The sequence below is a fragment of the Bifidobacterium colobi genome, assembly GCF_018555455.1.
Classification (GTDB): domain Bacteria; phylum Actinomycetota; class Actinomycetes; order Actinomycetales; family Bifidobacteriaceae; genus Bifidobacterium; species Bifidobacterium colobi.
In genome coordinates this window covers 24,875-46,502 of sequence record NZ_JAFEJU010000006.1, presented here as the reverse complement: position 1 = coordinate 46,502, position 21,628 = coordinate 24,875, and the positions used below count along the sequence as shown (strand labels likewise).

Annotated in this window: 18 protein-coding genes and 1 tRNA gene; 6 read left to right on the top strand and 13 right to left on the bottom strand. The window is 57.6% G+C overall.

All coding sequences use genetic code 11. The annotated features are described in order from the left end of the window. The first annotated feature begins 216 nt into the window (after nt 1-216). On the top strand, nt 217-1,113 hold the full coding sequence (locus JS530_RS08735; RefSeq protein WP_214376782.1) for an ABC transporter ATP-binding protein: 897 nt from the start codon (nt 217-219) through the stop codon (nt 1,111-1,113). A 2-nt stretch (nt 1,114-1,115) separates the two neighbouring features. Further along, nucleotides 1,116-1,865 carry a hypothetical protein gene (locus JS530_RS08730; RefSeq protein ID WP_214376781.1) on the top strand — a complete coding sequence of 250 codons (750 nt, stop codon included), beginning with the start codon at nt 1,116-1,118 and terminating at the stop codon, nt 1,863-1,865. Between the two features lie 18 nt (nt 1,866-1,883). Here the strand turns inward: JS530_RS08730 and JS530_RS08725 are convergent, their stop codons facing one another. Continuing rightward, on the bottom strand, nt 1,884-2,714 hold the full coding sequence (locus JS530_RS08725; protein WP_214376780.1) for a sensor histidine kinase: 831 nt from the start codon (nt 2,712-2,714) through the stop codon (nt 1,884-1,886). A gap of 423 nt (nt 2,715-3,137) precedes the next feature. Here JS530_RS08725 and JS530_RS08720 point away from each other — a divergent pair, with 423 nt between their 5' ends. Then, nucleotides 3,138-3,854 (top strand): response regulator transcription factor, encoded by a 717-nt coding sequence (locus JS530_RS08720; protein ID WP_214376779.1) that lies wholly within the window; start codon nt 3,138-3,140, stop codon nt 3,852-3,854. Nucleotides 3,855-3,966: 112 nt separating this feature from the next. Here the strand turns inward: JS530_RS08720 and JS530_RS08715 are convergent, their stop codons facing one another. Together JS530_RS08715 and JS530_RS08710 are read right to left on the bottom strand one after the other, a co-directional pair. After that, nucleotides 3,967-4,056 carry a 30S ribosomal protein bS22 gene (locus JS530_RS08715; RefSeq protein ID WP_004268639.1) on the bottom strand — a complete coding sequence of 30 codons (90 nt, stop codon included), beginning with the start codon at nt 4,054-4,056 and terminating at the stop codon, nt 3,967-3,969. A gap of 119 nt (nt 4,057-4,175) precedes the next feature. Further along, nucleotides 4,176-4,802: a hypothetical protein gene (locus tag JS530_RS08710; protein WP_214376778.1), complete on the bottom strand. Its 627-nt coding sequence runs from the start codon at nt 4,800-4,802 to the stop codon at nt 4,176-4,178. 95 nt (nt 4,803-4,897) lie between these two features. Between JS530_RS08710 and radA the strand changes: the two genes are divergently transcribed. Beyond that, nucleotides 4,898-6,358: a DNA repair protein RadA gene (gene radA, locus JS530_RS08705; RefSeq protein ID WP_214376777.1), complete on the top strand. Its 1,461-nt coding sequence runs from the start codon at nt 4,898-4,900 to the stop codon at nt 6,356-6,358. 95 nt (nt 6,359-6,453) lie between these two features. Here radA and ribF read toward each other — a convergent pair whose 3' ends face one another. From ribF to nusA, 5 genes are all read right to left on the bottom strand, one after another. Beyond that, nucleotides 6,454-7,635: a bifunctional riboflavin kinase/FMN adenylyltransferase gene (gene ribF, locus JS530_RS08700; RefSeq protein ID WP_214376776.1), complete on the bottom strand. Its 1,182-nt coding sequence runs from the start codon at nt 7,633-7,635 to the stop codon at nt 6,454-6,456. A gap of 123 nt (nt 7,636-7,758) precedes the next feature. Beyond that, on the bottom strand, nt 7,759-8,868 hold the full coding sequence (truB, locus tag JS530_RS08695; RefSeq protein WP_214376775.1) for a tRNA pseudouridine(55) synthase TruB: 1,110 nt from the start codon (nt 8,866-8,868) through the stop codon (nt 7,759-7,761). A 108-nt stretch (nt 8,869-8,976) separates the two neighbouring features. Beyond that, a complete protein-coding gene (rbfA, locus tag JS530_RS08690; RefSeq protein ID WP_214376774.1) occupies nt 8,977-9,492 on the bottom strand; it encodes a 30S ribosome-binding factor RbfA in 516 nt (171 codons plus the stop codon). Nucleotides 9,493-9,642: 150 nt separating this feature from the next. Next, on the bottom strand, nt 9,643-12,561 hold the full coding sequence (gene infB / locus JS530_RS08685) for a translation initiation factor IF-2 (RefSeq protein WP_214376773.1): 2,919 nt from the start codon (nt 12,559-12,561) through the stop codon (nt 9,643-9,645). Nucleotides 12,562-12,864: 303 nt separating this feature from the next. Then, nucleotides 12,865-13,929, bottom strand: coding sequence for a transcription termination factor NusA (gene nusA, locus JS530_RS08680; protein WP_214376772.1), 1,065 nt, complete (start codon nt 13,927-13,929; stop codon nt 12,865-12,867). A gap of 380 nt (nt 13,930-14,309) precedes the next feature. Between nusA and JS530_RS08675 the strand changes: the two genes are divergently transcribed. Next, nucleotides 14,310-15,059: a hypothetical protein gene (locus tag JS530_RS08675; protein WP_214376833.1), complete on the top strand. Its 750-nt coding sequence runs from the start codon at nt 14,310-14,312 to the stop codon at nt 15,057-15,059. Between the two features lie 330 nt (nt 15,060-15,389). Here the strand turns inward: JS530_RS08675 and JS530_RS08670 are convergent. From JS530_RS08670 to JS530_RS08660, 3 genes are all read right to left on the bottom strand, one after another. Next, a tRNA-Ser gene (locus tag JS530_RS08670) sits at nt 15,390-15,477 on the bottom strand. 83 nt (nt 15,478-15,560) lie between these two features. Next, nucleotides 15,561-16,361: a transglutaminase family protein gene (locus JS530_RS08665; protein ID WP_214376771.1), complete on the bottom strand. Its 801-nt coding sequence runs from the start codon at nt 16,359-16,361 to the stop codon at nt 15,561-15,563. Between the two features lie 134 nt (nt 16,362-16,495). After that, a complete protein-coding gene (locus tag JS530_RS08660; RefSeq protein ID WP_214376770.1) occupies nt 16,496-18,676 on the bottom strand; it encodes a circularly permuted type 2 ATP-grasp protein in 2,181 nt (726 codons plus the stop codon). A 232-nt stretch (nt 18,677-18,908) separates the two neighbouring features. On the opposite strand from JS530_RS08660, the gene JS530_RS08655 reads away from it, so the two are divergent. Further along, on the top strand, nt 18,909-19,823 hold the full coding sequence (locus JS530_RS08655) for a tRNA pseudouridine synthase A (protein WP_214376769.1): 915 nt from the start codon (nt 18,909-18,911) through the stop codon (nt 19,821-19,823). 203 nt (nt 19,824-20,026) lie between these two features. On the opposite strand, the gene rplQ is transcribed toward JS530_RS08655, so the two are convergent. Together rplQ and JS530_RS08645 are read right to left on the bottom strand one after the other, a co-directional pair. Beyond that, nucleotides 20,027-20,533 (bottom strand): 50S ribosomal protein L17, encoded by a 507-nt coding sequence (gene rplQ, locus JS530_RS08650; RefSeq protein ID WP_214376768.1) that lies wholly within the window; start codon nt 20,531-20,533, stop codon nt 20,027-20,029. Between the two features lie 91 nt (nt 20,534-20,624). Then, the gene (locus JS530_RS08645; RefSeq protein WP_214376767.1) at nt 20,625-21,620 is read right to left on the bottom strand and encodes a DNA-directed RNA polymerase subunit alpha; all 996 of its coding nucleotides are present in this window, start codon (nt 21,618-21,620) and stop codon (nt 20,625-20,627) included. Nucleotides 21,621-21,628 lie beyond the last annotated feature (8 nt).

Genomic DNA, 21,628 nt, shown 5'->3' with positions numbered 1-21,628 from the left:
TGCGGCCCTTCGCATTTTCAGCATCGTATGGCGCTTGTTCGGCACTCAATAGTGCGTCATTGCCAGCGTATTGCACATATGTGCAAATATTCGGTCTTTTCTGCACATCCGTGCACAGCAAAGCTCGCATACGGCAATCGGCATGTTTCCGAACGCTAGATTCATAGTCATCAGCCACACCGATGAACTACAGAATCGACCAGGAAAGGAGGCCGTATGCTCACCGTAAGCCATCTGTCCAAACAATACCGAGGTAATCCGTCATACTCGCTCCAAGACGTCAGCTTCTCCATACAGCCAGGTGAAATCGTGGGACTCATCGGCAAAAACGGTGCAGGCAAGACCACGCTGATGAAAATGCTGGCCAAAGCCCAGCGTCCTACATCCGGATCCGTGACCTACAACGGTGTAGACATCTTCTCGCAAGAGAACATGCTGAGCCGCTTCGGCATTATGATTCAGCCCGTGTTCGTGCCGAATATCAGTGCGCAAGATAATCTGCGGTGGTATCTGGCTATTCACGGCGAAACAGCACGCGAGCGTAATATCCGTCCGACTCTTGAGCTTGTGGACATGTGGCGGTATCGGGATCGGAAGCCATCCGACTTCTCGTTCGGCATGAAGCAGCGCCTTGCATTAGCTCTGGCATTGGTCAGTGAACCGGAATTCCTGATTCTTGACGAACCATTCGTGGGTCTTGACCCAGATGGCGTGCTTCAGTTGATGTCCATACTGCAACAATGGGTAGCGGAGCGCAGCGTCTCGTTACTAATCTCCAGCCATCAACTGAACGAGCTGCAAGCGTTGTGCAGCAGATTCCTATTCCTAAAGCAAGGCCGGCTCGCAAGTGCCTTCACTGCGGATCACGTGGGTACCATCATCATCACTTTGGCCCGACCACTTACCCACACCGAACAATCTCAGTTGAAATCACTGACGAGCCTCGCTCAGGCAATGCCCGCGACGATATCCCTCGATGGTGTCTCCATCCAGGTGGCCGCAGATCACCCCCATCTGAACGCTGCGCTGTCCATGCTCGTCACCACGGCGGGAGTCGCCTCCATTCATGACAAATCCGCACAATTGAACGACTACTTTGGAGACAACGAATAATCATGACCAAACTCTTCGTCAGTAACATCATCCGAACCAAAGAAGCCAAGATGCTTATCGTCATGGCATGCTTCATTCTGATACTGCCTGTCGTGAATCTGTTCAACTCCGACTTCATGAAAATCAGCGGCACCGCGCAATCCATCAGTTTCCTCGATTTTCTAGCTGGTGAATTCAGCGTGCAAAATATGCTAATGCTACCAATGGTGGTGATGGCCTATCTGGTCGCATCCACCATCTATATGCCGTTCGCAACCGGCCGCATGTTCCTCTACAAGGATATGAGTCGCACGGCTATTATCAATGCCAAGATACTGGCCCTAATGAGTATCTATGCGCTGTATGCATTGGTACAGACGGTAATTACATTCGGCGTGTACTACCTGTACATAGTGCGTCTTGCCTATGCATCCGGCACCTTGCTGCCACAATCGATGTCCGACGCATCAGCTGATATCGTCTCCATCATCAGCATTCTGTTCACCCACATCCTCACTATTCTGATAGCCGGTATGCTCGCCACGCTTTATTCGACAGGCATCATCATGTTCGGTTCGATTGCTTGGCTGTGCCTATGCGCCACCTTGCCGCACCTATCTGCCGCCCGATACGCTGTACCAAGCGGATATGTCTCGTTGCTGCCGGCGCTCGGGCTGCCAACAACCATAGTGCTTATGACTGCATTGAGCACAGCTTATGCAACGGCGTTATATCTGTGCACCCGTCACCGCTTTGCACGCATCGAATACTGAACGCAAGGAATACCGTATTTAAGACAACGGTATTTCAGCGCGAAGGAACCATCCGTCCTCATCTCGTCTGGTTCTCAGAAGACCACCAAGCTGTTCGATGGAAGCCCGGTGCGCCTCCAGTCCACGACCATGACGGACTTCAGCCAGAGGATGATCGGTCTGATTTGCCGCTACGGTGTTCGTCTGCGTGATAATCAGCCGTTTTCCGCTCACTTTGACGACGACCATATATTCATCCACGCCGGGAACTGCATGGCGAATGATATTCGCATAAATCTCACGGATCAAATCAAAGAGAGTGACGCGGACCGCTTTGCTAACGGTGAGGTGGTCTGCCCACACAGTGGATGTTCCGGCAAATCCCAATGCGGTGATCGACTGTTGTTCAGCGGCGACGAGACTGCGCAATGCCTCGACGGAGTCAATGGAGGCAGGGCTAGTGTCATCATCGGATATCTCAGCCGCATGCGCTGCACGGTCTCCATCAATAAGCCCGATAACTTCATGAATATGATTCAGCGCCGCCTGAGCATCACGGTACATTACACCCATGGCTCGGCGCACCTCAGCATCGGCGGAACCATTATGCTCCCATTGCCATGCCAGCAGCGAGATGCCGGAAAGTTCCTGAGTCACCGAATCATGCAGCGCCTTGGCAAGATACTGGTTGTTCCGAATACGGTTCAACTCCTGCTGCGACTGCTCGTATATGGCCTGACGCTTATGTGCTTCTTGCGCATCATGGCGTCTGCGCAACGTCACGCCAATACCTACGGCTATGAAATAGCACACCGTGTTCACCATGAATCCGGTGACACGGATATCGCTGGTGGGACCGGCGAATGACATGAAAACACCACTGTTGTTTTGGGTAAGTCCTAGAGCGATGGCAGCCGCACACGCCCACGCCGGAGGCAGCAGGTACGCCAATAATCCCATGGTCGGGAATGTAAGCATTGTGCAAAACGAAGGAGCGCTCGGCAGGAGCCCTGCAATCACGCAGATTGCCAAGGAGATGGCGCACCCTGCCTCAGCCCAGAAAGCAATGCAAACCGCGAAGAGCAGCTGCACAATGAAGATAGTCCAAGACAGCATATCCGTTGGAGCGTTCGCCGCCATTTCGATAGCGGCAAGCATCACATCCAATAATGCGATCGACGTTATGGTTGGATGAGCTCGGAGGTGTTCGAAATGGCGGCGCAGCGTTGTCATGTCTCATCATCATAATCAACACAGAGTTGATTGGCATGGTGCCTCGGATACAGGAGAGATATGAGCGGAATCGAAAACGTTGCCGCAGGCACCGCCGTGGCGGTCTTGGACAACGACAGTATGGCGTTGGAGCGACTGTGCGCCGTACTACCCAAATTATTGCCTGGCCTGTCAATCATCTGGTCGACAACGAGCGCACCGGAATCACTACGTCGGTGTTTGGATGACGGCTGGCGTCCGGATCTGTTGATTGCCGATGTTGAGCTGGACGGCACGACGGCTATGGCAGTATGTCGGCAAATTCGTTTGGCAGGTGCGAAGCCATCGGTGCTGGCCACCAGTTCATATAATCCCAAAACATACGCACAGCAACTTGCCGAAGCTGGCGCGCAGGGGCTGATGGTCAAGGGTAATATGGCGCAGATGGCAGTCGCATTGCGTGCCGTGGCTGGCGGAACGACATTCAGCCCGATACCGGATGTGGCATTCCTTACCGCTTCGGAAGCATACCAACACATGCACCTGCACGAACAGGATTTTTCTTTGCCCAGCGCGAATGCCGTTGCACACAATGTAGGAAATGAGAATATCTCCGCATTGAGCGCTCTTGAGCAGCGCATCCTTTCGGCGGTCTCGGAAGGCTATTCGAACGAGGAGATCGCTGATTCGCTCTCCATAAGCACTGCCACCGTACGCTCGCATACCCGCCATATTCGCGAGAAACTGGGGGCGAAAACCCTGAGCCATGCTGTGGCCATCTGGCTGAAGTCCCGTTAGATTAGGACAAGTTGCTCTTCCTGCTGTTGTGCAGCAGGGTAACGCAGGCAAAAAAGAAACCCCGCAACCGTAATGATTGCGGGGTTTTCCATGCCTTGATTGCTAAGTAAGACTACTTGCGCTGGTGGCGGGTCTTACGCAGCAGTTTGCGGTGCTTCTTCTTGCTCATCCGCTTGCGGCGCTTCTTGATGACAGAACCCATCTGAAGCCTCCATTCCGATTAATCGTAAAAGTTGCAACTCGCACTATATTACACGTTTTGCCAGACAGGGCAATTCGTGTGCCGTATACGCGAACTTTACCTCAATGCCATGCAATGGTTTACAGCGGGAACTTCTGGTAGAAGCGCTCAAGCGCCTGCTTGTTGCCGCTGGCCTGGAACACCACAGTATCGTTCTGCCATGTCGCTACGGCCTTCTTGGCATCCGAGGCATCGGCCTTCACCGTGTAGGAGCCGGTGGCATCGCCGGAAACCTTCACATTGCCGGAAGCCAGTTCCTCACCGGTTTGCGCGGCAGCCAACGAGTCGTACTGGGTCTTGGCGTTGTCGGCGCTTGACCACTGGGCCACAATCAGCGTGATGTCCTTGGACTTGTCTCCGGTGGAGTAGGTCACCGTATATTCCTCGAGCGGCGATGCGCTGCTCCATGAGGTGGAGGCCTCGGCTTTGGTACGAGCGAAGTTCAAGACACTATCCGGCATGGCCTTCAACAGTTCGCTGGCATCGTCCGGCAATGCGGTGGGGTCGATGGTGGGCTTGGTGGGTTCGGATTGTTCGGTTTGCTTGGAAGTCTGCGTAGCACTGGTGCCGCTCTTCGTCACGATAGCCCAGCCCGGCCAGATGAACGCCGAAAGCACTGCCAGAATGATTACCACAGCGGCGGCAACCACTACCGCGATGAGCTTGCCATGAGATGGTGTAGTTGAAGCATTCTCGGAGTTAGTCATGACCCCGATTCTCTCACAGCCATGTGACGCTTGCCCATTGCCGTCGCTGAGGGAAAATTTTTACCCTTATTGAAATTCGGCGTTAGGGTTGAGTTATGGCGAAATCTACTGTGCAATACGTATGCTCCGAATGCGGCTGGAACGGCTCGAAGTGGTACGGCAAGTGCCCTGAATGCGGTCAATGGGGCACTGTGGAGGAATTCCACGAGGCTCGTCCGGCCGCTGGTTCGAAAACGGCCGCCCCCGGACGCACATCGCGTACGCAGTCGGTTGCGGTGTCGGAGGGTTCGCGCGCCGCAGCCAAGCCGATTACGGAGATCGGTATGGAGAGTGTTGCGCGACTGTCCACCGGGTTCAGCGAGTTCGACCGTGTACTTGGCGGCGGCGTGGTACCGGGATCGGTGACGCTAATCGCCGGCGAACCCGGCATCGGTAAATCCACACTGCTGTTGCAGACGGCCGGCAATGTGGCCAGAGCCGTGGCCAACGCCGGTTACGCGGAGGCCGGGCGTAATGATGCGCATACAGTGCTCTATATCTCCGGCGAAGAGTCGCAGGCTCAGGTGCGATTGCGCGCCACACGCATCAATGCTGTGGAGCCGAACCTGCTGTTGGCATCCACCACTGACCTGGCCACTGCTCTGGGATTGATTGAGCAGAATCGTCCGGCATTGGTGATTGCGGACTCTGCGCAGACGATTGTCTCTCAGGAAGTCGATGGCATCTCAGGTGGCTCCACACAGGTTCGAGAAGTGGCGAGCGCACTGATCGACACTGCGAAAACGCTTGATATTCCTGTGTTTTTGGTAGGTCATGTAACCAAGGATGGTTCGATTGCCGGCCCGCGTACGTTGGAGCACTTGGTTGACGTGGTGTGCCAGTTCGAGGGTGATTCTGAGACAGCTTTGCGTATGCTTCGCGCAATCAAGAACCGTTTCGGACCGACCGACGAGGTCGGTTGCTTCGACATGAGCGGCGAAGGCATTGAAGAGGTCACCGACCCTTCGGGATTGTTCCTATCCGGTGGAGGGCCGGGCAGCGCTGAATCAGCCCCGGTAGAGGGCACATGCGTCACGTTCACGCTTGATGGACACCGTAGCCTGCCTATTGAGGTGCAGGCGTTGGTCACCAAATCCGTGCTGCCCACACCCCGCCGTGCGGTCAACGGCGTGGATCCCAGTCGTATCGCCATGTTGACGGCGGTACTGTATCGCCATAGCAAACTCAATTTACTGGCCAATGATCTCTATGTCTCGACCATCGCCGGAGGTCAGGCCAAGGAGCCCGGCTCGGATTTGGCGATAGTGAGCGCGCTGGCGAGCGCCGCAACCGCCAAGCCAATCGCCAGAACGACTTGTGCGATTGGTGAGATTTCCTTGACTGGTCAGGTGCGGCCTGCGCCGCGTATGGAATATCGGTTGCGCGAGGCGGCTCGATTGGGCTTTACGGTGGCGGTTGTTCCCCCACTGCGCAAACCGGTGCATATTGATGGGCTGCGGCTTGTTGAGGCGGGAACACTGACTGATGCTTTGGAAGCATTGGGAATCAAGAAATAAGCAAGCTCGACCGGTGTCAGGTTGTGCTCAGGTCATACGATAACGGCTCCCCTCAGTGAGGGGAGCCGAACTGCTATCAACATGCACAATCGTGACTATTCCGCGGTCAAGCGCTTGGTTTCCTCCACATTGCGCTTGAGTTCATCGGTCAGTTCGTCAACGCCATCGAACTTGACCTGCGGGCGCAGGAAGCCCACGAATTCCACGCGAACCTTATGACCATACAGGTCAATCCAATCATCGGTGATGCAGTAGGATTCCACCACGCGTTCATGGAGACCGGTTTTCTCGCTGAATGTGGGTTTAGTGCCAATGGAAATAGCCGCCGGCCAACGACGCTCGGTCGGTGATCCGGCTTGTGCCGCGGATGCATCAGTGTCTGCGGCAACCGGACCCAAATCCACCAGCCAACCGGCGTATACGCCGTCAACCGGGATGTAGCCTTCAATCTCGGTGCCAAGGTTGGCGGTCGGGAAACCGATGGTGCGTCCACGTTCCTCACCGTGCACGACTTCACCTTCAATGGCGTGCGGCGTGCCCAATATGGCATTGGCTTCCTGAATGCGGCCGTGAGCCAACAGATAGCGTACATTCGTGGAGCTCCATGCACGCATGGCTTTGACCTGATGCTTCTTGCTCCATGCTCGGCGTTCGGCCTTGGTGGCATTGGCCAACGGGTCAGATGGCTCGCCCCATTCGGATGGCATTTCCGGCTGGAAGTCACGCGGAATGCGCACCTCACCAGGGCCGCGATCATCCACCACATCCAATTCGAACACGCCGGCACCAGCAGCAAGATTGGCAATATGCTTGATGTCTCCCGCACGATCCTTGCCCATGGCGGCATCCTGACCGAGCACCAGCGTACGCATGCCAAGCTTGCCGACCAGTCGGCCGAGGAAGAAAATGTACGACTTCGAAGCGAATGCCAGCGTGTAACGCACCACCAGCACATGATCCACACCCAACTGTTCGATGCGCTGCAGTCGCTCATGCACACTGGTCAACGCTTCGGCGTCAATGTTCGCTTCAGTGGGCTCCTGACCATCATGCTGAGCTGCCCATCCATGGACGAATGCCGGACGTGGATCGAACAGAATCACCACCGAAAACGCGTCATGCTTCTTGGCCAGCTCCACAACACGTTTGATGACAGCCTGATGGCCCAGATGCATGCCGTCGAACGCACCAAGCGTCACCACGGATTTCTTATCGTTGTCAAACGAGGGCCAAGCGACTTCACCCTGTTCGTCTGGAGTCAGGTACGTGATTTCCATATCGTGCAATTCCTTTTCAAGTCTGCTCGTATTATCGCAAGGCAGATTATCGGCTATCCCTCAGTCGCACGAGCGACAGCCCTTCTGAGCGCGAGGGGAACAGCAAAACTCACCGCGTCCACTTTACGCGAGGGGGAATACGGTAGCCGGCTTGGCCTGGTGACTGCTCGCGCGCTCGAGAATCGCCACCACATCATGCGTTTGCGGCACGATAGCCACGGTAGGTTCACTGATCGTGCGCTCAATGCGGCGCCCGAAACGCAGCTCTGCCGCCTCCTCGGCACTGATGTCCAAGGCTGGCATGGCTCCACGCGCCGCTTGTTCCATGGTCAACGCATGATCGAGTAACCAGGCACGGCGGTCTTCTCCCGACAGTTCGCTGGGAGCGTCCAGCACGCACTTGCATCGGGTTATAGTGTCACCTTCGCGGTTGGTGAACGTCTTCAATTCCGTATGAGCGGTTATCGTATGTGCACGAGTCTCGCTCATAGCAACGTCGCTGATCCTGCCACTGGTATCATCCGGCAAAGCGAACCGGCCGACTCGCGTGCGCCGCAATCGAATCAGGTGTCCGCCTACACCTAGTTCGGTACCAAGGTCGCGAGCCAGCGCGCGAATATATGTGCCGGACGAACAACTGACACGCACATCAACATCCAGCACCGGAACCTGAGCGGTATCCAGTACATTGTCTTGCAACGGCTCACCAGCCCGCTCCCCCGGTACATAGCCTTGACGGGTGCCGAGTACCGCAAATTCACTGATAGTGATCGGTCGCGCCTTCAGTGCCACCTCTTTGCCTTCGCGCGCCAGATCATAGGCTCGTTTGCCGTCGATTTTGATGGCGGAGAAGGTGTTCGGTACTTGTTCAATATCACCAGTGAAGTGGTCATCGATAGTTGCGCGAATGATTGCTTCAGTGAGGTTCCGCACTGCACCGGTACCGGCTGCGGCATCACGCATCACCTCGCCTTCGGCATCATCGGTGGTGGTGCCGAAGCCAAGGCGAATGGTGGCCTCATAGGTTTTATCGTGCGCTACGATCGCGTTCAGCAGGCGCGTGGCATGGACGAAGGCGACGACCAATGCGCCCGTGGCCATCGGGTCAAGGGTGCCGGCGTGGCCTACTTTCTTGATATGCAAGGCTCCTCGCACCGCGGCCACAGCGTCGAAACTGGTGACGCCTTGCGGCTTGTCGATAATGAGCAGGCCGGACGGGGTGGATTGCGGCATGGTTCTCCTTCGCCTTCGGCGGGGTCTCTCCCCTCAGTCAGCTTCGCTGACAGTTCCTTCGTCAGAGGGAGCCAACGAAATTATCCGCGACTCCGTTGGATTGGCGGTTTATTCTTCAGAGGAGTCCGAGGAATCATCCTCGAAATCGTCTGAATCGTCCTCGAAGTCGGAATCCGCATCGTCTTCAGGCTCGTCATCATGCTTGTACGGGTCGGCTTCGCCGGCGTACTGGGCGGTGGCGCGTGCCTTGGCGAGTTCCTCGTCACGCTTGCGGGCCAATGCGAGAATATCTTCGATTTCGTGGGCTTCACCCGGCACTTCATCGAATACGAACTGCAGCTGCGGAGTCAGACGAAGACCGGCCTTGTGGCCGACCAGAGAGCGCAGATGGCCTTTGGCCTGGTCAAGAGCCTGCTGTGCACGCTTACGCTCGCCCGCTTCCTTGCCTTCATGACCGAGCTGAGTCCAGTAGATCTTGGCGATCTGCAGATCATTGGTCACGCGCACTTCAGTGACGGTGATGTTGGTCAGGCGCTTGTCATGCAGCTCACGTTCGATGGAGGAGGCTACAACGCGCTGAATCAACGCTGCAATGCGTGCGGCACGGGGGTTGGTTCCTGCCATAAATGGTTCCTTTCAATAATGTGGCCCCCTCTGATTGAGCAGGGCTGCCGAACGTAGGCAATGACCGGGAGACCTTGTATGCAAGGTCTCTTCCCAGCTCGCCTGCGGCTGACAGCCCCCTCATCAGAGGGGGCCTATACGTATCATGAACTACTTGCGTTCGACCTCACGCATTTCGAAGGTCTCAATGATGTCGCCCAGTTCGATGTCGTTGAAGGTGCCGAGGTTGATACCGGCCTCGTAGCCTTCCTTGACGGACTGCACATCGTCCTTGAAGCGACGCAGCGAGGAGATCTCGAGGTCGTTGACGGTGGCAACGCCGTTGCGAAGAATACGGCACTTCGTACCACGCTTGACCTCGCCGTCCTGCACCATAACGCCGGCGATGTTGCCGAACTTGGAGGAACGGAAGATCTCGCGAATCTCGGAGTGGGAGGTAACGACCTCCTCGTATTCCGGCTTGAGCATGCCCTTGAGGGATGCCTCGATGTCTTCAATCGCACGGTAGATGACCGAGTAGTACTTGATTTCCACGCCTTCGCGCTCGGCAAGGTCGGCGACCTGACGGTTCGGACGCACGTTGAAGCCGATGATAACGGCCTTGTCGACCGTGGCCAGGTTGACATCGTTCTGGGTAATCGCACCGACGCCGCGGTGGATGACCTGAATGCCGACCTCGTCGGACACCTCGATCTTCATCAAGGAATCTTCCAGCGCCTCGACGGAACCGGAGGAATCGCCCTTGATGACGATGTTGAGCATGTCGATCTCGGACTCGGCGAACTTCTTCTTGAAGTCCTCGAGGGAAACGACCTTGCGACGCTTGGCCAGCTGGGCGGCACGCTCGGTGGCCTGACGCTTCTCAGCAATCTGGCGGGCAGCGCGATCGTCGGATGCCACGAGGAAGAGATCGCCAGCGGTAGGCACGGAGGTCAGACCAAGCACCTGGACAGGTGTGGACGGACCGGCTTCCTTCATATTCTGACCGTTCTCGTCCAACATGGCGCGCACGCGACCATACGAAGTGCCTGCCACGATGGCATCGCCCACGTGCAGCGTACCCTGCTGCACCAGCACGGTGGCCACGGCACCACGGCCCTTATCGAGTCGGGCTTCGACGGTGGCGCCACGGGCATCCATATGCGGGTTGGCCCTGAGGTCGAGCTCAGCATCTGCCGTGAGCAGCACCGCTTCGAGGAGCTTGTCCACGTTGATGTTCTGCTTGGCGGAAATGTCGACGAACATGGTGTCGCCACCGTATTCTTCCGGCACCAGACCGAACTCGGTGAGCTGGCCGCGCACCTTCTCCGGGTTGGCACCCGGCACATCGATCTTGTTCACGGCCACAACGATCGGCACCTTGGCGGCCTGAGCGTGGTTGATGGCCTCAACGGTCTGAGGCATCACACCATCGTCGGCTGCGACCACGAGGATCGCCACGTCGGTGAGCTCGGCACCACGGGCACGCATAGCGGTGAACGCCTCATGACCCGGGGTATCGAGGAAGGTGATCTTCCGCTTTTCGCCGTCCAGCGTAACGGTGACCTGATAGGCACCGATGCGCTGGGTGATGCCGCCGGCCTCACGTGCGATGACATTGGTCTTGCGGATGGTGTCCAGCAGTCGGGTCTTACCGTGATCGACATGGCCCATGACGGTGACGACCGGCGGACGCGGCTCAAGATCCTCGTCGTTCTGCAGTTCTTCCTCATCAAGGTTGATGTCGAACTGCTGCAGCAGCTCCTTGTCCTCTTCCTCGGCGGAAACCAGCTGAATCTTCCAGCCGATCTCGTCACCCAGAATCTGGAAGGTTTCCTCATCGAGAGACTGCGTAGCGGTTGCCATCTGGCCCAGGTGGAAGAGCACGGTGACAAGCGCCGCCTGGTTCACATTGATCTTCTCAGCCAAATCAGCCAAGGAAGCGCCCTGACGCAGACGGATGACCTGACCATTGCCGTTCGGAATGCGAACGCCGCCAATGGTCGGTGCTTTCAGCTCTTCGTACTCATGACGCTTCGCCAGACGGTTCTTACGAGCCTTGGAGGACTTGCCACCCTGACGACCGAATGCGCCTGCGGCACCGCCACGGCCACCGCGACCGCCGCCGCGTGCGGGACCGTTGCTCGGAGCACCGCCACCCTGGAAGTTGTTGCCACCGGCGCCGCCGCGGAATCCACCGCGTGCACCGCCCTGAGCGCCACCTTGTGCGCCAGCGCCCTGACCGGGACGGTTGTGACCCCACTGGCCTGGACGAGGACCGCCCTGGCCTGGACGGCCACCACGGAATCCACGACCCTGACCCTGGCCTTGGCCCGGACGACCCGGACGACCATTGCGGCCGCCTTCGGCAGTCGGACGAGCCATCGGATGCGGGCGCGGAATGTCACCCGGAGTAGGCGTGCGCATGCCCTGCTTGCGGGAGAACGGGTTGTTACCCGGGCGCGGACCCTGTGCGTGCGGACGCGGAATAGCGTTGGAAGCGGCGTTGCCGCCATTGTTGCCGCCATTGCCGTTCGCGTTGTGATGCGGCGCGGACGGACGGGCTGCTGCATTACGGTTGTTCTGACGCTGACCCGGCTGGCCTGCGTTCGGACGACCCTGACCCGGGCGTGCCGGACGAGCACCCTCACGGTTCTCATGCTGACCACCGTGACGTGCCGGCTGCGGCGCGGACGGACGAGCACCGTTCTGCGGGCGAGCGTTACCGCCCTGGTTCGGGCGTGCCGGACGAGCACCAGGCGTGGGTGCGGCATGATGGTTCTGCGGAGCCGGGGCGGCCGGCTTATGATCATTGTTCTGTGCGCTCTTAGCGCTGCGTGCAGCGGCAGCCGGGGTCGCGCTCGGCGCAGCCGGCTTGTGCGGCACTGCGGCGGCGGGCTTGGATGCGCCCTTGTCGCCACTCTTGTCATTGTCCTTGGCGAATGCGGCCTTCAGACGACGAGCCACCGGCGGCTCGATGGTGGAAGAAGCGGACTTGACGAATTCTCCCATGTCCTTGAGCTTTTCAAGAACGGTCTTGCTATCGACGTGCAAGTCCTTGGCCAATTCATAAACGCGTGGTTTCCCCACTAATTACTCCTATTCTGTGACCACGCGTGCGAGAGCGTGGTCAGTTGGTGATGACGGCAAGCCTACCCTGTCTCATCGTTCGACCATGTTCGTGTTACCTCGCTTTTGTGCGGGCGATTTTACGCACACTGCGACAACCCACATACGAACATCAAGCATACTCATAGCGCTGGATAGCATAACAAAAACCGCGAGCCGTACCCCAATTGGTACGAGCTCGCGGTTCTATCGTCGGTTTTCGCTCGCTATGGCCTATTGCTGCCACTGCATACGACTAGTAATCAGTACCTCAGCGGATCACAATCAGTCCTGCGCTTCAGCGGCTTCCGCAGCCTCTCGAGCAGCCTTTTCGGCAGCCACCTTCTTGGCGTGCGCCTCAGCGGATTCGATGCCGATCTTCCAGCCGGTGAGCTTGGCGGCAAGACGAGCGTTCTGGCCTTCCTTGCCAATGGCCAGGGAAAGCTGGTCGTCATGAATGAAGGCGATGGCGGTCTTGTTCTTCTCGCTGATCACCTGCACGCCGGTTGCCACTGCCGGGGAGAGCGCAGCGGCCACGAACTTGGCCGGATCATCGGAATAATCGACGATATCGATCTTCTCGGGACCAAGGTTCTCCATCACCGCACGCACGCGGGAGCCACCGGGGCCAATCAGAGCACCCTTCGGATTCACGCCCTCGGTGTTGGCCTTGACGGCGATCTTGGTGCGAGCGCCAGCTTCACGGGCAATGGCCATGATGGACACAGCGCCGGAGACCAGTTCCGGAACCTCACGCTCGAACAGCTTGCGCACCAGCTCCGGGTGGGAGCGGGACACCACGATTTCCGGGCCGCGAATGCCGCGAGCCACATTCACCACGTATACGCGGATGCGCTCACCATGACGGTAGCGTTCACCGGGCACCTGTTCACGACGCGGCAGCAGCGCTTCGACATCGCCCATGGCCACGTGCACATTGGAGGAGTCGGAGGCATCCTGCTGCACGATGCCGGTAATCAGCTTGCCCTTCTGGCCGGAGAAAGCGCCGAAAATCTTCTCGTCTTCAGCCTTACGGAACAGCTGGGTGATGACCTGACGCGCGGTGGCAGCAGCGAGACGACCGAAATCATGCGGGGTGTCGTCATATTCTTCGCCGAGCTTCGGAGCGGGGTGCGGGTCTTCTTCAGTGGGTTCCACCGGAATCTCATCGGCTGCCCATACCGTGAAGCTGCCGGAGCGTTCGTCCAATTCCACGCGAGCATGCTTGGCTGCGTGCGGGGTCTTGAGGTAAGCGAGGCGAAGGGCTTCAGCCAGCGCCTCATCAAGAGTCTCCGGTTCGATTCCTTGCTCGGCTGCGAGCTTGTGCATTCCTGTCAGGTCCAGTTCCATCGATCCGTACCTCCTATGAAGTTATGTGGCGCATGGCCTTGAATGGTCACAGTTAGATATTAGTGTAGTTTTCCATGCAGACACACTCCCCTCAGTTTGGTTTGGCACTGTTCGATTCGACCCAGTTCGATTCGACTGAGCACCACACCGATTCAAGGAGTACCGTGTCCTCATCGCTGCTTCACAGCCAGCAGCAGCGCTCACGCCGCTCGCATTTTCCTGCAATATCTCAGTCCGAGCACAACAGCACAATCCACAGCAGTGCCATCACCCGCAACATCAAACGTACCGCTGCCGCCATCTGCGCCGGTGCCATGCTCATGTCACTGTCTGCCTGCTCACTGCCTCGGCTGGCGGGCCGTGCCGAAGCGGAACAGCAGATGAGTCCTTGCGAGACTGCCTTGACCACAGCAAACGCAGCCAGCAGCCTGCCCAAGGGTACTCCTGAGCTTCACTACTATCTCACCGAGCTCGCCGCACCATTGGCATGGATTGATGTGGCCGGCCAGTGCACCGATCGCTTTGCCGAGGGGGTGCTGCGCAACGCGCAATCCAAAACAGTGGTCACCCTGCTTGCCGACAAATACGGCCAGACCGCTCCCGAGGTGACGCCAGCCCGCTTGGATGGTGTGACTACTGCAACGGTGAGTGTTTCGACATTGGATGCCATGGCTGTGGCCGAGGACCGAGCCGGATTTGCCATCGAGGTGCTTGCCGCGCGCGGTCAGACTGCCGGCGCCACACTGGAACTCAGCGATATGCATAAGGCTGCAGCCGGGCAGTTGGTGTCACTGGCCGATGCGGTACATGACTCCGCAAGCGACGGCACCGGCGACGGCAGCGCGACGCAACAATCATCGTCCCATACCGATCCTCGCCAGAAGGTGTACGCCATCGATACTCTGCTGGCCAATCCTGCGACGATTATGGACAAAGCCAGCGGCCAGCAGGTACCTACCGCAGCTGCCATCGAAATGGATTGCGCCCGCGCGGAAATCAAAGCTGTATCCGCAAGCAAATCCAAGCCGAGCACCAATACCGCACTGATTTTGGCGGCACTGGCTGCCAAACATGCCTTTAATGCGATCGCGCTCGGCTATCCGAGTAGTGACGCGGCACTGTTCGTGTGATTTTTTGTGACTTTTGCGTGACTTCCACGTCTGATTCGCCTCTGATTCGCCAATTCACATCTGATTCGTCCGCATGTACGCGCAACTGACGGTCCCTGCGCGTACATACGGACATTTTCGGCACCATAATCCTCCGTATGTACGCGCACACCTCGTTATCCGCGCGTACATACGGACATTTTCCCCTTGCAATGGCAGTCAAACGACTAGACCACCAGACACACAATTTGGCCTATAACCCCTATAACCCCATCATCGGGGGACGAAGCGTGGGGTCAGACCCCACGAGCAAACAAAAAAGGGTTTCAGGTGTAACACCTGAAACCCTGATGGCGGATGAAGCGAGATTCGAACTCGCGGAGGCTTTCACCTCACACGCTTTCGAGGCGTGCTCCTTAGACCGCTCGGACATTCATCCATGCTGCTTAAAAAAGCAACTTGTTTATTATGCCACACTTTGCCGACGACGCAAGTCGTGGTTTGTCGGCCTATCAAGCAGCTCTATGAGATCTGCTCGTGCACGGACGCGTTGACCCACTGGCTCTGTTCCACGTTGTAGCCGGAGAAAATGCCAATATCGAGCATGCAATCACGGTAATCACGACCGTGGGCGATGGTGATGTAGTTGTCATCGACCAGACGATTATGCGTAGGGTCGAGACCAACCCAGCGGCCATCCTGATACACTTCAACCCAAGCATGGGTAGCGCCCTCTCCCCCAAGCAAGCCGGCAATGTAGCGGGCAGTCAGTCCAACATGGCGGCACACGGAAAGCATCACGTGCGCGTAATCCTGGCAAACCCCCTTACGCTGTGCAAGCGCCTGCTCCGCAGTGGTGCGAATCGTGGTGGATCCCGGCGTGTAAACGAATGCCTTGTACACCTCGTCCATCACTTCCGTGGCGCGTTCCACCGGCGTGGCAGACGACGGCAAAGTGCCGAGACGGTTGCGGCATACCGCAATCATCGATTCGATGTACGGTCCGGGAATGGTCAGGGCCGAATTGAAGCGATACAGCGGCTTGTAGATTTCCTTCTTGATATGCGCGTTATCCACAAAAGCGATGCCGGTCACCGAATAGCTGAACACGTCATGCGGTTCGGGAATGAAACCGGTCATCACCACTGAGTCAAAGGAGTCAATGGTGGTGTCCAGCTCAACATCCGGCTGAATCTTGACCTCAACATCAATAACCTGCTGTCGAGGTCCCGTGGCGGGAATGCAACGGAGCTGGAAACGGTGGTCAGTAACAGGAGCGCTGAACGAGAGTTTCATCTCATAATCAAATACGAGTTTTTTCACAAATTCTCCTGTGATATCTCCGGTAATCAGACGCACCCATATGGATTGCGCGAGGCATGCGGCTCCACAGCAGGAGTCTGCCTGCGCAATCCACAAGCCGGTTACGTGTCATATCACCATAGCATTGCAACACGTCAGAAGCGCTTGGCGTCCATATTCATGGCGCTTAAGGAGCCCATATCCTTGATTGCCAAGGCACTGACACGCCCGGAGTAGTCGTCCAAGTACTTCTTGAGCAGCGTAGCCACTTGATCGTATCCACGTTGGGGCAACTGGCCGACCAGCCAGCTCAAGCCATCGGCGAAGCAGCTTGGCAGCGGCATACCATCCAACACCATCGAATAGGATGCAAGCTTGCGCAATGGTGCCTCCATCTCCTCCATCGACAATCCAAAGCGCGTGTACAAATCGATGCGCTCAAGATATTTGCCGATGAACACAAAGGCCTTCAGCGTGGGGTCGACCGGCGAGTTCTCAATGCCGCCCCAGAAGGCGAGCATATCATCGGCAATATCACGCTGATTGTAGATATCGTCCGCATCCGCCGCCTTCTTGGCTGCATCGGTCACGTTGGTCATGGCCAGCTCCACATATTGCAGCAGACGGGAGCTTAATTCCGGGCGGAGAATCACCGCATTGTTGAACGCGGCGGTGACTGCCGAGCGCACGGAATCCGGATTGCTGCCGTCGTACAGGAAGTTCTTGACGAACTCGTCGAAGTCCTCGAAATCCTCCGGCAGATCAAGTGCATGGGCAAACGGACGGAAAGCGTCCACATCGGTGTCCATCACGCGATCGTAGAACGGGAAGAACTGGTTCAACGTGGTGAAGGCACGCTCGGTGTAACGGCCCAGCCAATAGAGGTTATCCGCCTTGGAAGCGGTCACCAGGGACAGTGAGTGATGGCGGGACTGGCTGAGCAAATTAGCGATCTGCACTTCGGCACCAAGCTCATGCTCCACGCCGGATTCCGGCGCCAGCACCCACGTATCCTTGAATCCGCCGCCCTGCGAGGAGTTGACGATCATCTGGCCGGGCACCGAAGAGTAACGAGTCAGTCCGGAATACCACACATGCGTGCTCTTGCCGCTGACTACGAACGCACGAAGATCGCACTTGCGCGGCGACATTTCGCCGGTTTCGGGATCGACCACATCGATGTCACGGAATTGGATGACTTCCTGTGCAATGAAGCGACGCGGATCTTCCTTAATGCGGTTTGCCAGCTCCTCGCGAGCGGCAGCATCCAGAGAGGACCCGAACACCACGCCATAGCCGCCGGCCTCCGCCACATCTTTGATCACCAGCTCGCCCATGCGATCGAGGACCTCCTTGCGGTCCGCCTCGAACATCGGCATATAGGTGGGCGCATTGTGCAGAATCGGCTCTTCGCCAAGGTAGTACTTGATCATCTGCGGCACGAAGTAGTAGATGGCCTTATCATCGGCGGCGCCATTGCCCGGCGCGTTGACGATAGCCACATTGCCGGCACGGTAGGCGGAGAGGATGCCAGGCACGCCGATCACCGAATCCGGGTTGAACGCAAACGGATCCAAGTACTCGTCGGACAAACGACGGTACACCACGCCCACACGATGGCGCTTGCCGGCGTAGTCGAGGAAGTACACCTTGTTGTCCACCACTTCGAGATCTTCCGGGAAGGCCAGCGCAGCACCGGTTTTCTCCGCCAGATATGCGTGCTCGAAGAACGCGGAATTGTAGCGGCCTGGAGTGAGCACCACGGCAATGCCTTCGGTGGAGACAAAGTCCATGGCCTTGCGCAGCAGACGCGGATATTCGCGATTGTCACGAATGCGTACATCGCGGAACAGGCGCGGCGAGATACGCCGTTCGATGTCGCGCACGAACAGTGGATAGCTGGCACCGGAGGGAATGCGTAGATTGTCTTCGAGCACCCACCAGCGGCCGTCCTCGCCCTGCACCAGATCTTCGCCGGCGATATGCGCGAAGATGCCGCCGGGAGGAGTCACACCGTTGACCTGCGGGAAGTAGCCGGCGGAGGTGTAGACGTATTCCTCCGGAATCACGCCGTCGTGAATGATTGACTTATCCGAATAAATGTCCTTCAAATACGCGTTCAACGCATTGACGCGCTGTTTCAAGCCCTTCTCCAACTCATCGAATTCGTCTGATTCGATGATGCGAGGTACCGGATCATAGGGGAACAGTCGATCGTGATACTCGTTATTCTTGTAAATGCCGAAGCGCACACCGTTACGAGACAGCTCACGGTTTATGGCCTCGCGTCGGTTGACTAGTTCATGGGCCAGCTTGTGTGCGGCTGATTCAATCATCGTGCCTTGCTCCTTGCTGTTGCGGCTTTGGCGCACGCTCACGCCCACCGCGACTGGGTTTGATGGTTATAACCTAAGGCCGGACCGTTTCGGTAAATGTGCGGGTGTGTTACGGGCAGGTCACTTGTGGACGCTTGCGCCTATGTCTGTTCGCGCTTGGTGAGGCTCGCGTGGTTGTCTGTGTTGCGATTGGTTCGCAGGCGATGGGTGGCCCCCGATAAGATGGTTGGCTATGACACGACTTCGCATTGATTTGGCATACGATGGCGGCGGGTTCTTTGGCTGGGCTCGTCAGCCTGATCTGCGCACGGTGCAGGGGACGATTGAGAATGCACTGCATAAGGTACTGCGTGTGCCGGCTGATGATACCGATGAGCCGCTGCGTCTGACTGTGGCTGGACGTACGGATACCGGCGTGCATGCCTCGCATCAGGTGGCGCATCTTGATGTGTCCGACGATGTATTGGCGCGGTGCGTGGGCCATATGGATGTACCGGCTTGCGTAGCATTGGCGCGGCGTCTCAAAGCGGTGTTGCCTGCTGATATTGCCATTCATGGGATTGCCGTGGCACCGAATGGTTTCGATGCGCGATTCTCCGCCCTGGAGCGCACCTATGTGTATCGTGTGGCTGATCAGTTAAGCGAAGTCGATCCGCGGCTGCGCGGCTGTGTACTTAGGGTGAATGAATCATTGGATGTAGATCTGATGAATCAGGCTGCAGCAATGACCATTGGTCTTCATGATTTTGGTTCGTTTGCTACGCCGAATCCTGGTGGCACTACGATTCGCGAAGTCAAAACCGCGTATTGGCGTCGTGTGCCGTCTGCTGCCTTGGTACCAGAGGACTTGGCGATGGGTGAGGTTTATCGGACGCCAACGTTGGAGTCCGGTTTGTTGGTATTCACGATTGTCGCCGATGCTTTTGCCCGTAATATGGTGCGTTCGCTGGTCGGCTCGTGTGTGAAGGTCGGCTCAGGGCGCAAGTCCTTGGATTGGTTTGCCGGGAAAATGGCTGTACCGGTGCGTGAAGGATCAAGCGGGCCTATTGCTCCGCAAGGGTTGACGTTGGAGCACATTGCGTATCCCGCTGATGATCAGCTGGCATCTCGCGCCGAGGCGATTCGCGCGGTACGCACATTGCCGTGAGCTCACCATGCAGCAAAACGCTCCACGGTGTGGTAAATCATTTGTTCGCGGAGCAGTATAAACCGCAGAATAAAGCCGTTTTGCAATGCCACACCGTGGGATAATTGCCACACCGTGGTTAAATGCGAAGCTTTTTATGTATATACGCAAAAGAGGGTTGGAATCACGTGGATTCCAACCCTCTTTTTAAGCTAGCGAGATGCTCACTCGGCGTTCTCGGCAGGAGCCTCAGCAGCTGCGGTCTCCTCAGCCGGAGCCTCGGTGGCCTCGGTAGCAGCAGCCTCAGCGGCCGGAGCCTCGTCGGCAACCTTGGTGGCAGCCTCGGCTTCCTTCACGACGGCCTTCTTGGCGACCGGCTCGGTCACGAGCTCGATCACAGCAGCCGGGGAAGCATCGCCAACGCGCGGAGCGATCTTGACGATACGGGTGTAGCCACCTTCACGCTGTTCCATCTGCTCAGCAATCTGGGTGAACAGGACGTGCACCACGGACTTGTTGCGGATGACGCGCATCACGCGACGGCGGGAGTGCAGATCACCGCGCTTAGCGAAGGTGATCAGGCGCTCAGCCAGCGGACGAAGACGCTTGGCCTTCGGCAGCGTGGTGGTGATGCGGCCGTTCTGGAACAGGCTGGTCGCCATGTTTGCCAGCATGAGGCGCTCATGCGCAGGGCTGGAAGCCAGACGCGGGCCCTTCTTAGGTGTAGGCATGGGTTTACTCCTTATTGTCCGTCTGGTATGCAGGTGGGCATATGCCCGAACATCCGCATGCCATTGACGGACTGTTGGTCAAAGAGGCAGATCACTCGTCTTCAGGCGAGAAGAAAGTGCCACCTTCGAGATTATTGGTGTCGAAGGCCATCGGCGAGGACTTGAGGCTCAGACCCAGGGCCTGCAGCTTCTCCTTGACCTCATCGATCGACTTCATACCGAAATTGCGGATGTCGAGCAGGTCCTGCTCGGTGTGGGAGACGAGCTCACCGATGGTGTGGATACCCTCACGCTTGAGGCAGTTGTAAGAACGCTGCGTCAGGTTGAGATCCTCGATCGGGACAGCCATCTCAGGGTTGGACTCTTCGGCCACCGGGGCCGGGCCAACCTCGACGCCTTCGGCCTGAGTGTTGAGCTCACGGCACAGGCCGAAGAGCTCCACCAGGGTCGAACCGGCGGAAGCCACCGCATCACGCGGGGAGATGGCGGGCTTGGTCTCCACGTCCAGAATGAGCTTGTCGAAGTCCGTGCGCTGTTCCACACGGGTGGCCTCGACCTTGTAGCTCACCTTGAGCACCGGGGAGTAGATGGAATCAACCGGAATACGGCCGATTTCACCGTTGTCCTGCTTGTTCATCTGAGCCGGCACATAGCCACGGCCACGCTCCACAGTGAACTCGATCTCGAGTTCGCCGTCTTCGGCGATGGTGGCAATGTGCTGATCCGGATTGGCAATGGTGACGCCGGCCGGCGGGGTGATATCCCCGGCGGTTGCCTCGCCCTTGCCGCTCCTGCGCAGGTACATGACCACAGGCTCGTCGTATTCGCTGGTGAGCACGATGCCCTTGATGTTGAGCAGAATCTCGGTGACGTCTTCCTGAACACCCGGCAGAGTGGTGAACTCGTGCAGAGCACCGGAAATACGCACGGAGGTGACAGCAGCACCAGGGATGGAGCTCAGCAGCGTGCGACGCAGCGAGTTGCCGAGCGTATAGCCGAAGCCAGGCTCAAGCGGCTCGATGGTGAAGCGGGAGCGCTGCGGATTCAGGGATTCCTCGGTCAGAGTCGGACGCTGTGCAATAAGCACTGTGGTTA